The 13,752-nt window shown below is 43.6% G+C and carries 12 protein-coding genes; 3 read left to right on the top strand and 9 right to left on the bottom strand.

Annotation, left to right across the window (positions count from 1 at the left end; genetic code table 11):
- Positions 1 to 189 precede the first annotated feature (189 nt).
- On the bottom strand, positions 190 to 1,857 hold the full coding sequence (locus QZ106_RS08560) for an anaerobic C4-dicarboxylate transporter (protein ID WP_295976445.1): 1,668 nt from the start codon (positions 1,855 to 1,857) through the stop codon (positions 190 to 192).
- 308 nt (positions 1,858 to 2,165) lie between these two features.
- Between QZ106_RS08560 and serS the strand changes: the two genes are divergently transcribed.
- Entirely contained in the window at positions 2,166 to 3,473 is a 1,308-nt protein-coding gene (gene serS, locus QZ106_RS08555) for a serine--tRNA ligase (protein WP_295976444.1), read from the top strand.
- A gap of 186 nt (positions 3,474 to 3,659) precedes the next feature.
- On the opposite strand, the gene QZ106_RS08550 is transcribed toward serS, so the two are convergent.
- Positions 3,660 to 5,081 carry a sucrose-specific PTS transporter subunit IIBC gene (locus QZ106_RS08550; RefSeq protein ID WP_295976442.1) on the bottom strand — a complete coding sequence of 474 codons (1,422 nt, stop codon included), beginning with the start codon at positions 5,079 to 5,081 and terminating at the stop codon, positions 3,660 to 3,662.
- A gap of 85 nt (positions 5,082 to 5,166) precedes the next feature.
- Entirely contained in the window at positions 5,167 to 6,171 is a 1,005-nt protein-coding gene (gene rsmC, locus QZ106_RS08545; protein ID WP_295976440.1) for a 16S rRNA (guanine(1207)-N(2))-methyltransferase RsmC, read from the bottom strand.
- A gap of 67 nt (positions 6,172 to 6,238) precedes the next feature.
- Between rsmC and QZ106_RS08540 the strand changes: the two genes are divergently transcribed.
- Both QZ106_RS08540 and rimI read left to right on the top strand, forming a co-directional pair.
- On the top strand, positions 6,239 to 6,679 hold the full coding sequence (locus QZ106_RS08540; RefSeq protein ID WP_295976439.1) for a DNA polymerase III subunit psi: 441 nt from the start codon (positions 6,239 to 6,241) through the stop codon (positions 6,677 to 6,679).
- 12 nt (positions 6,680 to 6,691) lie between these two features.
- The gene (gene rimI / locus QZ106_RS08535) at positions 6,692 to 7,135 is read left to right on the top strand and encodes a ribosomal protein S18-alanine N-acetyltransferase (protein WP_295976437.1); all 444 of its coding nucleotides are present in this window, start codon (positions 6,692 to 6,694) and stop codon (positions 7,133 to 7,135) included.
- Positions 7,136 to 7,137: 2 nt separating this feature from the next.
- On the opposite strand, the gene recC is transcribed toward rimI, so the two are convergent.
- The 6 genes from recC to znuB form a co-directional block, all read right to left on the bottom strand.
- The gene (recC, locus tag QZ106_RS08530; protein WP_295976435.1) at positions 7,138 to 10,533 is read right to left on the bottom strand and encodes an exodeoxyribonuclease V subunit gamma; all 3,396 of its coding nucleotides are present in this window, start codon (positions 10,531 to 10,533) and stop codon (positions 7,138 to 7,140) included.
- A 38-nt stretch (positions 10,534 to 10,571) separates the two neighbouring features.
- A complete protein-coding gene (locus tag QZ106_RS08525; protein ID WP_295976433.1) occupies positions 10,572 to 10,874 on the bottom strand; it encodes a DUF5374 domain-containing protein in 303 nt (100 codons plus the stop codon).
- Positions 10,849 to 11,544: a DUF2572 family protein gene (locus QZ106_RS08520; RefSeq protein ID WP_295976432.1), complete on the bottom strand. Its 696-nt coding sequence runs from the start codon at positions 11,542 to 11,544 to the stop codon at positions 10,849 to 10,851. Before QZ106_RS08520 ends, QZ106_RS08525 begins: the two co-directional genes overlap by 26 nt.
- A complete protein-coding gene (locus tag QZ106_RS08515; RefSeq protein WP_295976430.1) occupies positions 11,541 to 12,269 on the bottom strand; it encodes a type II secretion system protein J in 729 nt (242 codons plus the stop codon). The genes QZ106_RS08520 and QZ106_RS08515 overlap by 4 nt, the downstream gene beginning before the upstream one ends.
- 1 nt (position 12,270) lies before the next feature.
- Positions 12,271 to 12,792 (bottom strand): type II secretion system protein, encoded by a 522-nt coding sequence (locus tag QZ106_RS08510; protein ID WP_295976429.1) that lies wholly within the window; start codon positions 12,790 to 12,792, stop codon positions 12,271 to 12,273.
- A 174-nt stretch (positions 12,793 to 12,966) separates the two neighbouring features.
- Positions 12,967 to 13,752, bottom strand: a complete 786-nt coding sequence (znuB, locus tag QZ106_RS08505) for a zinc ABC transporter permease subunit ZnuB (RefSeq protein WP_295976427.1) — start codon at positions 13,750 to 13,752, stop codon at positions 12,967 to 12,969.

Genomic DNA, 13,752 nt, shown 5'->3' with positions numbered 1-13,752 from the left:
TCATGATTTCGTGCAACAAGTTGCACGCTACGATTCACTAAAATAGTGATATGAAAATAAACACGGTGACCGGTTTTCACAAGCCCCTTTTAGGGCTTGTGAAGTATAGGCCCTTATATGGGAATAGGGGAGCCTAAAAACCGCACGTTTTACGTGCGGATTGTTATTTGAGATTCAATCTAATCTAAATTACAAGTATCCAAACAGGGTTGTGAAGATATAACCGAAGATACAGGACGTAATTACACCGATTAAGCCCGGTAAAATAAAGCTGTGGTTGATGACAAATTTACCGATGTGGGTGGTACCGGAACGGTCAAATTGAATCGCTGCCAAGTCGCTTGGGTAGGTTGGTAAAATGTAGTAACCGTAACAAGCCGCTGCGAAGGCAAGAATAATCGCCGGGTCAACACCGATACCTAATGCAAGCGGCACGAATGCCACCAATGCAGCAGCTTGGGAGTTAACGAATTTAGAGATTAATAATAGCATCACAGCATAAGTCCAAGGGTGCGCTTTGACGACGTCCCCTAATGCCGCTTTCATCATCGGTGTATGGACGGTAAACATAGTTTCTGCCATCCAAGAAATCCCGAATACGGCAACTAATGCAATCATACCGGAACGGAAGATTTCATTTTTACTGATTTTGCCGGCATCGGTTTTTGTAAAGATGATGATTAATGAACCAGCCAATAACATGAAGATTTGGATAACGTGAACCATGCCTAAAGTGACTTTTTTCTTCACCGTGTCTTTTAAGCCGATTGTCGCGTTTTCAATGGTTTCTGTTTTGTCGCCGGCAGTAATAATCACATTGTTATCTTGTAAAACAACAGTTTGGGTTAATGTACCTTTGTCGTCGTAAATTTCAACGCTGTCATAAGCGGTTTTTGCTTTGGTTTTGTTGTCTTTAACATCAAGCGCAACTTTACCGTCTTTGGCTACGGCAAGAATTTTGCCGTCTTTCACGTTAAAGCTCTTGACTGCTTTATCGCCTGAAAGCACTTCAACCACTTGAGCCGGTGTGCTTTTCTCAAAAGATGGACGCAATTCTTTGAAATAACCTAATAAGGCAACCACTAAAATGGCACCGAAGAAAATCCACATTGCGTTCCAGCTGGATTGTGGTAATTTTTTATCGAGTAGGGAAGCGCTGTCGCCATACACATATTTTTTGAATTCAGGATCTTTTAATTTTTCTTGGAATTCTTGGTCTTTATCTAAATCTTTACCACGGAACCAGCTGAAGATACCGATAGCTAAAACACCACAAAGGGTGGATGGCACAGTGATTTTTAATAAGTCTAAGTAACCGTCAAAACCGGCTAAATGGTTTTGTGCATTCACTAAGAAAGCCGTTAAGGTGACTACTGCAACGGAAACCGGGGAAGCGATGATACCCATTTGTGAGGCTATAGAACTGGCTGCCATTGGGCGTTCCGGACGAATATCGTTTTTAATCGCGATATCATAAATAATTGGTAACATGGTATAAACCACGTGTCCGGTACCGCAAAGAATCGTCAGGGTGCAGGTAACGAACGGGGCGAGAATACTGACGTATTTCGGGTTTTTACGCAGTAATTTTTCTGCGATTTGCAACATCACATCTAAGCCGCCACTGGCTTGTAACGTTGCAGATGTTACCACCACCGCAAGGATGGTTAACATCACATCGATTGCCGGTTTACCCGGTTCAATGCCGAAGCCGAACACCAAGACAATAAGACCGATACCGCCTAACAAACCGAGAGCGATACCGCCTTTTTTGGCGCCGTAGAATAAACAGATTAAGACGATCGCAAGTTGAATCGCAAATTGCGTGCCTTCACTTAAATTCATGAGAAATTCCATAGATACTCCAGAAAATAATTTCATTTGGTGATGAGAAAACCAGCACCAGTCTAACATTAAGGCTACTTATTAAGTAGTAGAATTAGGAAAATTTTTGCGTTACATCAAACTTTTATCGGCGTATTTTTTAACGTATAGCGACGATTCACTTCTCGCCTAACCTGTAAAAAAGCGGGTAATGAGAAAAAACACGGCGATTTCTGACCGCACTTTAGTCCATGTTTTTGCTAGTTTATTGGTTGAATACGATATAGAATAAACACAGTTTTTAACGCAGTATTAATAAACAGAAGAAGAAAGGTAACAGTATGATCGATCCGAATTTACTTCGTAATAATTTGGCTGAAGTTGCAGAAAAATTAAAAATTAAACGTGGCTTTACGCTTGATGTGGCAAATATCACGCAACTAGAAGAACAACGCAAAGCTTTACAGGTAAAAACCGAAACGTTACAAGCAGAACGTAATGCGCGTTCTAAAGCGATCGGGGCGGCAAAAGCCCGTGGAGAAGATATTGCGCCGTTGTTGGCGGAAGTGGATCACATGGGTGCAGAATTAGAACAGGGTAAAGTGGAGTTAGAAAAAGTACAAAATGCCTTAAATGACATTGCCTTGAACATCCCGAATATTCCTGCTGATGAAGTTCCTTTGGGGAAAGATGATACCGAAAATCTTGAAGTATCCCGTTGGGGCGAACCACGCAAATTTGATTTTGAGGTAAAAGACCACGTTGCGTTAGGCGAAAATTTACAAGGCTTGGATTTTGCTTCTGCGGTGAAATTAACCGGTTCCCGTTTTGTGGTGATGAAAGGTCAAATTGCCAAATTACATCGTGCCATCGCGCAATTTATGTTGGATTTACACACGGAGCAACATGGCTACACGGAAGCTTATGTGCCTTATTTAGTGAACCACGATACGCTTTATGGCACAGGTCAATTACCTAAATTCAGTGAAGATTTGTTCCATACTAAACCGCTAGAAGGGCAAGACCCAAATGAAGTGCAACGCACTTATGCATTGATTCCGACAGCGGAAGTGCCGGTCACTAACTTGGTACGTGGTGAAATTTTAGAAGCGGAAAATTTACCGTTAAAAATGACCGCACATACGCCATGTTTCCGTTCTGAAGCGGGTTCTTACGGCCGTGATACACGCGGTTTAATTCGTATGCACCAGTTTGATAAAGTGGAATTGGTTCAAATTGTGGAACCGGAGAAATCCATGGACGCACTGGAAGAACTGACAGGTCACGCGGAAAAAGTCTTGCAATTACTTGGCTTGCCATATCGTAAAGTGTTGCTTTGCACCGGTGATATGGGCTTTGGATCTTGCAAAACTTACGACTTAGAAGTTTGGGTGCCGGCGCAAAATACGTACCGTGAAATTTCTTCTTGCTCTAATATGTGGGATTTCCAAGCGCGTCGTATGCAAGCACGCTGTCGTTCAAAAGGTGACAAGAAAACCCGTTTGGTGCACACCCTTAATGGTTCCGGTTTAGCCGTGGGGCGTACCTTGGTGGCAGTTTTGGAAAACTATCAAAATGCTGACGGTTCAATTACCGTACCGGAGGTTTTACGTCCTTACATGGGCGGATTAGAAGCGATTGGCAAATAACCCATACGCGATTTAGAAAATCGACATAAAACCACCGCACTTGAGTCTGTTCGTTAAAAAGCCAGCCTGAAATACCCTCAAGGGCAGATTCTCATCGGTAATATCATGAAAAGTGCGGTGGTTTTTATAGATAATTGGATCTAAAAAAATAGGCAACATCTTTGAGGTGTTGCCTATTTTTTGTTGTTAAGCTTTGGCTTGCGCCCGTTTCACTAAAACCGTGGAAAGACTGAATGCCACAATAAAGGAAATGGCCATACCGATGCTGTACATGGCAAGGCTGTCCGGTTTAATCGACGGAATACCTAAGAAACCTGCCGCACCAAGGGCAATGGCTTTGACGTTAAAGAAGGCAATGAAGGCACTCGCCAGACCGGAGCCAATCATCGCCGCGATAAAGGCTTGACGGTAACGCAAGTTCACCCCGAACATGGCAGGCTCGGTAATACCCAGCAGCGCAGAAATGCCGGAAGGAATGGCCAAGCCGCGTACTTTTGGATCTTTTAAGGCAAATGCCACGCCCAAACAGGCGGCGCCTTGTGCAATGTTAGACATTGCCGCAATTGGGAAAATAAAGGTACCGCCGGTTTGAGCCATTTCCGCTAATAATTGGGTTTCCACCGCAATGAAGGTTTGGTGCATACCGGTAATCACGATGGGTGCGTAGAAAGTACCGAAAATCGCACCGCCAATGAAACCTAATGTGTCATATAACCAGGTTAACCCTGCAGCGATTAATGAACCTGCTTCACGTCCGATTGGGCCGATGAGGGTAAACGCCAAGAAGCCTGCGATAAACAAGGAAAATAACGGTGTGACCAAATTATCTAAATAAGACGGCACAAATTTACGGAACGTTTTTTCTAACGTTGCTAACACCCAAGCAGAAATTAAGGTTGGGATCACAGTGCCTTGATAGCCTACGCGTTCAATTTGCAAACCAAACACATTCCAATATTGGATTTTACCTTCTGCCAGCGTTAAAGCATAGTTCCAGCCGTCAGCCAGTGCGGGGTGAACCAATAACATCCCTAATGCGGCTCCAAGAAATGGGTTACCGCCAAACTTACGGGTGGCGGAGAAACCAAGCAATACCGGTAAGAATACAAACGGTGCGTTCGCAATAGTGTTAATGAAATCCACTAAATCTTTGAGTTCAGGATGCATGTCAATGACGCTGAGTTCATCTACAAAGAACCCTTTGGCGGTGAGCATGCTGTAAATACCCATCAATAAACCGCCTGCCACGATAGCCGGAATGATCGGTACAAAAATATCCGCTAAACCTTTTACCAAACGTTGCAACAAACTTTGATTACCGCCAGCCGCTTCTGCCACTTCCGCTTTACTCACATCGCCGATGCCCAGCAATTTAGTTAATTCAGCGTGGACTTTATTCACGGTACCGGAACCAAAAATAATTTGATATTGCCCGGCAACAGCAAACTGCCCTTTTACCCCCTCAATATTGTCGATGCCTTCCTTGTCCACTTTGCTTTCATCATTTAGCACAATACGCAAACGGGTCGCACAGTGGGCCGCCGTGACAATATTTTCTTTGCCGCCAAGTTTTTCAATCACTTGTTGGGCGATGTTAGGAAAGTTCATAGTCATCTCCCGAAGTAGTAAATAATAGGTAGAATTCTAGCTAAACGGGTTTTGCCGAGCCAGCAAAATGTAGTGCAGGATTCACTCATCCGCGCACTGAATACACCTTAAATTTGTTATTTTTCGCCAATACCTCATGGCCACCGAAATGTTGATCCAGCCAGTCGGCATAAGGCAAAAAGGCATTCGCTACAATACGCAATTCACCACCGGCTTTAAGATGCCATTTGGCTTGTTTAATCAACTCATTAACGGCGGTATAGGCGGTATCAATGCCGTCATGAAACGGCGGGTTGGAAATGATCAGGTCAAATTTACCTTCCACATGAGAAAACACATCGCTTGCCTGTACCGTGCCTTGCAACTGATTTTCTCGCAACGTTCGCTGTGCCGATTCAAGCGCCATGGCGTGAATATCCGTCATCACCAGCTTGGTTTTCGGATGATATTTTTGAATGTAACTGCCAATCACGCCTGCGCCACAACCGATATCCAGTACATCGCCCGACACATTTTTTAACGTGGACAACAACAATGCGGTGCCGCCATCCAGTTCGGCTGCGCTGAATACGCCCGGCAACGCATACACGGTGACATCAGCAAGTTGTGGATGTTGGTAGGATTTCCAGAAGGAATTCAGATCAAAGTGCGGTGGATTTTTTAGCTGAAAATGATAAAGACTACAACGGCGGGCAGAGTCGATTTTGTGAATATCGCCGAAGTCCGCAAGCCTATTTTCGGCAGAACGTACGCCGCTACGATTTTCGCCGACAATGAGTATTTCTTGCCCCACCGGGCTTTTGGCGAGAATTTGCATTAATTGGACATGGCATTCCTGCTTGTTCTTTGTCCAATAAAACAGGATCAAATCGGCTTGGCATTGAAATTCGAGGGAAAAATCCACCGCACTTTGTTGCTTTTGATTTTCTCGGTTGGCGTAATCAAAATACCAACTCCAAGCGCAGGCGTTAAAACCTTGGCGTCGTAAATCGGAAAGAAACTCATCGTTCACGGCTCCCGTAAGCAATAACGACTTCCCCGTTAAAAAATCCAGATGACGTTCCAGCACTTCACTTTCTGCACAAATCACGCTATTAATCCTCTGCCTTATTGGTTAAAATGGGCGCCCATTATACTGGATTGAATTGATTTTAGATATGCAAGAAACGCGCCAACCTTACTCCCGTCGAGATGTATTACTGCAACAAATGGGCATCAGCCAATGGCAGTTAGTGCGCCCGGAAGCGTTGAAAGGCGCAATGAATATCACTGTTGCCGAGCATATTCGTTTGATTATCATCAGTCAGCAAAATCTATTGCAACAACCTGTTGTGCAGGATGTGTTACGCAGCCTGAACTTGGATAGCGAGCAAGTATTAAACATCACCTTTGAACAGCTTGCTTATTTGCAAGTTAACCATAAAGTCAGTTATTGGTTGCTTTCTCAAAACACCTCGGAAAATGACCGCACTTTATCTCTCTCACAACCGTTAAATGTGTGGCAGTCAGGTGATCTTGAGGAATTTAAACAAAATCCGCAGGCAAAACGTCAATTTTGGCAAACCATTCAACAATCCCCTTCCATCAATGCCACATAACAAGGATCTGTCGTGATAACCATTTCGCCCATTGAAGAACAAGATTTTGACGCACTTTATGCCATTGAGCAGGCGGCTCACGCCGTGCCTTGGAGTTTAGGCACGTTGAAAAATAACCAAGGCGAGCGTTATCTCAATTTGAAAATCGGCGAAGAAAATAAGATTTACGGGTTTGCTATTTGTCAGACCGTACTAGATGAAGCCACCCTGTTTAATATTGCTATCGATCCGCAAAAACAAGGTTTGGGACTCGGACGACAACTCTTAAACGAACTCATCACCCAACTCAGACAAAAAGGCATTTTGACATTGTGGTTAGAAGTGCGCGAATCCAATAAAAAAGCCCAAGCGCTTTATGATTCGCTGGGCTTTAATCAAGTGGATATCCGCAAAAACTATTATCCGACAGCAGATGGGAAACGGGAAAATGCCGTGGTCATGGCGGCCTATTTATAAGGTTATTTTTTCTTCTTAATCGCTTGCAACATCGGTACAAACCACGCCTTCACCTGCTGGTTTATCCACGCCAAGTCTAATTCCTGCGTTTGTACCAACACACGTTGCCAATATAAATCGCCACGGGAATAATTATCACCTTCGGCAATTTTTGTTAACTGAGCAAAGCACTTCTCACCATCAACCGTCTCTTCGTTAGCAATCTGTTTTAGATATGCTTCAATGCCCTGTGTCGGAATCAGCTGTAATTGTGCGTATCCGGCTAAATAGCTTTCGACATAAATTTGCAGTTGCGCAAGGGCATCCTGTTGAGACACCACTTGAAAGATCTCGCGTTTATCCTTGCCTTGGAAAATGGATTCCGTCGGCTGTGGCTGCGTGGCACACAACAATAAATGATATAACCAAGCTTCAATACGATCTTTGTCTTTGACTGTTGCCATGCGCCAAGTCACACGCTGTAACGGGTCGCCATATAAGTGGGAGATATTGCCTGATAAGGTGATATTACCGAATACCGTCGGCAAGGTCATTTGTACAAAACGGTTTTGTGGCGTTTGTTCCACGTAATCAGCAATATAGTGTTTAAATTTCGCCACTTCATCCAATAATTTATTGGCGTAGAGTGTCGCAAATTCGCCTCTTGGCAATACGCCTTTCACCTTCAAATGATCAAAAAACGCATCGATTTGGTGTTCATCGACATCGACCAAGTCCGCATGAATCAGGTATTTCTCTAAGCCATTATTCAAAACGAAATTTTCACTGTCGGCGATACTTTCTTCCTGCTCGGAAAAATTCACACCAAGGCGGCGCTCAAAGAAAAATTTCACCGGATTTTTTACAAATGCCACCAAACGAGAAAATTCAATCTCCGTTTCTTGTTCGAAATCCTCCTGCGCTATTGTCGGTTGAATGAAATCCGACAATGCCTGATTGGATTGTGAATTCACCAAAGGCAACCATTGTTGCGCAAAAGATTGGCTGAAAGTGCGGTCGTTTTTTTCAAAGTTTTTTCGACTGAATGCCGTCATGCCGTGTTGTTGCACCAGTAATGCCCGCCAATCCTTGCCTTCATCCGGCAGATTTTCCACAATGTAATCCAACAACTGGCTCACCAATACGGAGGGCTCACGTTCTTGATTATCTGAAATAGAACGTCCGATGTAGCTGATATACAAATATTCTTGCGCAGACAGCAAAGCCTCAAGGAACAAGTAACGATCATCATCACGGCGCGCACGGTCGCCTTTAATGCGATGATACTGCATTAAGTCAAAACTATTTGGCGGCTGTTGACGTGGGTATTCACCGTCATTCATACCGAGCAGGCAGACTACTTTAAATGGAATAGAACGCATCGGCAGCAACGTGCAGAAATTCACTTTGCCGGCCAAGAAACGGTAGTGATTCGGGTTTTCTTCTAACGCACCACTCATGACATCCGCCACAACATCAACGGCCAAGAGTTCATCAAAATGCGCGTCCTGTAACTGTTCTGCAAATTGCTGAATCACGTCTTTAATATAAAATAAGGTTTCCTCGGTTTCCGTTGTTGCGGCAAAGAAACGATCCGTTAATGCGTGCAAATGTTGCTGCCATTGCGCTACGGAATAGCGCTGTTGCAACGTTTGGAACCAATCTGATAATGCGGCGATAAACTCAGCCAGTTGCCCTGCAAGCTGACCTTTTAAGCCGAAACTGTTGTCCAATCCAAGGCTGTCTTGCCAAATACCATTTTCTTCCCGTAAGGCATACCCCAACAACATACGTTCCAAACCGGCTTGCCAGGAATTGTAGTTGCTTTGCACTTCACCATGAGGTTCTGCACTTTGTTTCTCTAAACCAAAACGCACGCCGGCATTTTTCACCCAATCTCGAATTTGCGCCAAATCCTGCAATTCAATATTAAAGCGTTGGCGTATTGCCGGCACATCTAATAGCGCTAACACATCTTCTGCGCTGAAAATGCTTTCTTTGAGCTGCAATAAAGAGAGGAAACCGGCAATAATCACATCATTTTCCGATAATTTGTTATCTGAAATAGAAAATGGAATGGCGGTTTGCGGCGTAGCATGTTGCCCGAAAACCGCACGAATATAAGGGGTGTATTTATCAATATCCGCCACCATCACGATGATGTCTTTGGGAGTCAAATGGGGATTTTCTTGTAATAAATGCAGCAGATAATCCTGTAAGACTTCCACTTCACGCATCGTGCTGTGGCAAGCATGGAAGGTTAAAGTGCGGTCATTTTCCTGATAGTTTAACGGCTCAGTGCCACTCGGCATAAGGTGCAAAATCTGATGTTGAATTTGACTCAATAAATTCTTCGGTTCGATCTCCGCATAGGCAGAAATCTCATTCGGTTCCAACTGCGTTAATAAATAAGAAAAATCGCGTCCCAATTTTCCCCATGAAGCCAACAAGGGATTGCCGACTTGCAATTTTTCTTGTGCGTAAGTCACCTCCCATTGCTGTTCTACCTGCGCCATTTGGTCTGCCGATAACAACGGTTTATTAACCTGGTTGAAATAATCGGTTCGAGTGCGTAGTGCTAATTTTTCAACAAATGTTGGATCCACAATGTCGCCCCAATATTCCTCGCAAGGATTATTGAAGAACAAATGCACATCGCAATACTGGCTAATGGCTTGAAAAATTTCTAAATACGCTTTCGGCAAGGCAGGAATACCGAAAATGAAAAGGCGTTCCGGCAAAAAGAGCGGTCGATTTTTACGGAGTTTTTCTAACAATAATTGGTGTAAATGCGCTCGGTGTTGCACTAACTCCAATCCCGTTTCTGTTTTTACCACCTGCACCAATGCCCGCCACAGGCTCGCCTGCCAGGCGATATTTTGTTCAATCTGTGCCGATAAACGATCATTATTGAAATTAGATTGAGCTTCAATTTGATGATGAATATCTGCCTCTTGGTGCGCTTCCCAAGCGGCAATCCAGTCCGGGCGGTAAACCAAATATTGGTCGAATAAATCCGCGATCTTTCCGGCAAGTTGGTAGAGTTTAAATTGCTCCGATTGAACAGAGTGCGCCAGATAATGGCGTAAAGGATAAAAAGCCTCTTGCTCTAAATATTGAGGAATTAAACGCATTAAGCGCCACATCATGGCATTTTTATTAAACTGATTGCTTTGCACCACATCAGGCAAGTTTTCCGCATAAAGCTGCCAAATAAAACTGGCGGGCATCGGGAAAGCAAAATTCGCCGCAATGCCTTTTTGCTCTGCGATTTGTAACTGTAACCATTGTGCCATGCCCGGGCTTTGTACCAGCACCGTTTCCGGCTGTAATGGATTGCTCAGCGGTTGACGTTGAATTAATTCAACGAGAATGTCCTTTTGCACCTCAAGTTGATTCGAATGATAAACAGTAAACACGCCGCCTCCGGAAATAAGCCCAACTATAATTTGCGCTATTATAAACTAATTTCACCGCGAGGATATTTCACCGTGACCTGATTTTGCGTGCACGTAACGCGAAAACGAATTTGATTCTGCAGCACGTTCGATTCACAAGGCAACCCAAGAAAACGCCGTTGATGTTGATTCTCAGCAATTTGAATGGCTTGAAAACGTTGATAAATTTCCACCGCACTTTTGCGTTGTAAGTTTCCCCATTGGTTAAACGTGAGGAAAAGCCCGCTAAATACAGATAAAGTCACCAACAAGGACACCAAGCTCATGCCTTTCTGATTAATTTTTGGGAACGACAAAATCATACCAAGTCTTCTCTGCTAATCGCCAACGACTGTATTGTTGCACGATCTGAATAACCGTACTTTTGGAATAAGTCACTTTAATATTTTCATCTAACGTCAGTCGCCCTTTGGTAATGATCGAACCGCTAATTTTACCCTGTCCTCGAATGTGTAAATCGCCTTCAGCAACAATCACCGCATTCACGTTTTTATCAATCTCCCATTCGGTTTCATTCGCCGTGAACCAATACAATGCCGCAGGCGACGACTTGCTTAAAATTAGCGGTGGAGACTGTAATTGTTGACGAAAAAGCGTAATCCCTTCTTCGGAAATAAACTGGTCAAACAATTTTTCATGTTGGTTTCGTACCGGCTGTTTTTGAAATAATTTATCGCGCCGGCACCACACATAATGGCTCAAACCATCTGCTAATCGATTATTCTCCAAACGAAAGGTCACTAGAAAGGTATCACCGTTTTCTTGTGTGGAAAGCTGCTCACAGCGCGTTTTTTTCTCGTTAAAACTGAGTTGTTGCAGAGGTAACTGCTGTTCCACATACAGATGTTGCTGAGCCGCAATGGATGAATACAAACGAAGTAAATCATCATTAAACAGCATAGTAAGGAGTAAAAATCCGCTGAGTAATATCAGTAAGGTGAGGGTCATGATGCCGCGTTGGGGTGTTGTCATGGTTCTTCTCTGTTTAATAGGGGCACAACGATGGCGGTTTCGTAACTTATTTTCTTATGCTGCTTTAAATTGCCAATTAAATGCACTTCAATGCCTTTTTGCTCCGCTAACCAAGTAAAAGTTAAATCAGAAATTTCATATTCTTTTTCATCTAATAAATCCACCCAGCCGCCGTGATTACAGGCAGATTGTTGGGTATAACGTTGGCACTCTTCAAAACTGCAATTTTGTTTGACCGCACTTTTATAGGTTAAACGGGTTTCTACCATTTTCTTATTGAGTCGATAACCGAATAATTCACGTTCAATTTCTTTGGTGGCATTTTTCTCGTTTGCAAGACAGGTATTGCCTTTGTATTGTCCGCCAATACAGCCATTCACATTCAGATCATAGAAAAAGAGAACACAACTATTGCTATTTTCTGTCTCCATTTGTGCGATAGTGATTGCCGAAGGCGGATTCGGTTGTTCAAATAAGGACAAATTGTTTTGGGCTAATTTTTCACTCACCGCGCGAAACCCAGCACGCGCCAAATCTTTTCCGATGAGCTGAATCACACGTTGTAGCTCTGTTTGTAACTGCAGGCGCAAAAGCATTTCCTGATTTTGTTGTTGGTGTTGGCTATAAAACTGCAAAATCACCAAGAATAAAAACGAAGAAAGGGATATCGAAAGCATTAAACTCACCAAGCTTTGCCCTGAAAGGCATTTTTGTTTTAACGTCATGCTATTCTTCATCATTCACACAAGCACTTAAGGATTGGTTATCTTTTAATTTAAGGCTGCCCACATTAAAAAACGAAAAGAGGGTTCGTTGATGGTTGGCTTGTAACACAAAACAGGCGGTGGACGCGGTGTTACGAATGCCGCTTAACCTTGTAATTTCAAAAGGGTAGTAGCGTTTGCTGATTAACAGGGTGCCTTCAAAGGCAGGAAAATAAAAATAGGCGGAAACTTCCGAGGGACAATGTTGCGGGCTGAAGCAATCACATAATTTGTCATGCTTCACTTGCGCCGTGAGACACCAGCGTCCTGTCGTTTGATGACGATTGGCAATTAACAACCAAATGTCCGATGAATTTTCTACCCGCGCTTGAATTTGGCGTAAAAAGATATACAGCTTTTGTTGCTCTTTCTGCAAAATCGACTGTTGGCGATAGTGTTGCCATGTAGGAAGTGCCAATGTTAACAGAACACTTATCACAAGCAGTGCAATCAAGCTTTCCAATAAGGTGAATCCCTTTTGCATAAACGTTCCTTTTTTTGACCGCACTTTAGCCAGTGAAATCATCAAAAGGAAAGCTTGCGATGTGATTTTGCGATCCCAATCGCAAAACCGTATCTTTCGCGCATGAGAAGCATCATGCGCAGAGAAAATAAGAATAGGTTGCCGATCAAAGTGCGGTCATTTTTGGGGCGATTTTTAGTTTTGCTCTTTTTTCAGTAACGCACATAAAAATAAGAAAGTAGAACAGATTACCACTGAGGGGCCGGCGGCGGTGTCGTAATAGGCGGATAAGGTTAAGCCCATGGAGACAGCGATCATGCTGATGATACTGGCGATGACAACCATGCTTTCCGGTGTGCGGGCAAAGCGTTTGGCGGTGGCGGCAGGAATAATGAGCAACGAGGTGATAATCAAAGCGCCGACAAATTTCATACTTAACGCAATGGTTAATGCCGTTAACACCATCAAAATAAAGCGCATTCTTTTCACGTTAATGCCTTCCACTTGTGCCAGTTCAGGACTGATGGTGGTGGAAATGAGAGCTTTCCAAAAATAGCATAATGTGGCAAGCACGATGACAGCACCTATGCCGATATAGATTAAGTCTTCGTAGTTAATGGAAAGCAGATCGCCGAATAAATAGGACATTAAATCTACCCGCACATTTTGCAGTAAGCCGACGGTTACCACGCCGATTGAAAGACAACTGTGGGCGATAATGCCAAGTAGCGTATCGACGGAAAATTGCGTGTTGTTTTCCAACCAAACCATCGCAACGGAAAGCAATAGGGTCAGTATGAGAATGGCGATATAAGGATTGATTTGCAGAAAAATACCCAGCGCCACGCCAAGTAGGGCAGAGTGGGATAGCGTATCACCAAAGTAAGCCATTTTACGCCAAACGACAAAAGCACCAAGGGGTGCGGTGATGAGCGAAAGTATCATGCCTGTGAGCCAAGCGGGAAAAAGAATATCAAACAT

The sequence above is a fragment of the uncultured Aggregatibacter sp. genome (assembly GCF_901873365.1).
Taxonomy (GTDB): Bacteria; Pseudomonadota; Gammaproteobacteria; order Enterobacterales; family Pasteurellaceae; genus Aggregatibacter.
The sequence above is the reverse complement of the archived record's forward strand: the minus strand, read 5'-3'. Positions and strand labels throughout refer to the sequence as shown.

Bases quoted from the DNA above. Each gene is read 5' to 3' on its own strand.
- QZ106_RS08550 (WP_295976442.1), bottom strand. From the start codon at position 5,081: ATGAACTTTCCTAACATCGCCCAACAAGTGATTGAAAAACTTGGCGGC.
- QZ106_RS08520 (WP_295976432.1), bottom strand. From the start codon at position 11,544: ATGACAACACCCCAACGCGGCATCATGACCCTCACCTTACTGATATTA.
- QZ106_RS08560 (WP_295976445.1), bottom strand. From the start codon at position 1,857: ATGGAATTTCTCATGAATTTAAGTGAAGGCACGCAATTTGCGATTCAA.
- QZ106_RS08525 (WP_295976433.1), bottom strand. From the start codon at position 10,874: ATGATTTTGTCGTTCCCAAAAATTAATCAGAAAGGCATGAGCTTGGTG.
- QZ106_RS08515 (WP_295976430.1), bottom strand. From the start codon at position 12,269: ATGACGTTAAAACAAAAATGCCTTTCAGGGCAAAGCTTGGTGAGTTTA.
- znuB (WP_295976427.1), bottom strand. From the start codon at position 13,752: ATGTTTGATATTCTTTTTCCCGCTTGGCTCACAGGCATGATACTTTCG.
- QZ106_RS08540 (WP_295976439.1), top strand. From the start codon at position 6,239: ATGCAAGAAACGCGCCAACCTTACTCCCGTCGAGATGTATTACTGCAA.
- serS (WP_295976444.1), top strand. From the start codon at position 2,166: ATGATCGATCCGAATTTACTTCGTAATAATTTGGCTGAAGTTGCAGAA.
- QZ106_RS08510 (WP_295976429.1), bottom strand. From the start codon at position 12,792: ATGCAAAAGGGATTCACCTTATTGGAAAGCTTGATTGCACTGCTTGTG.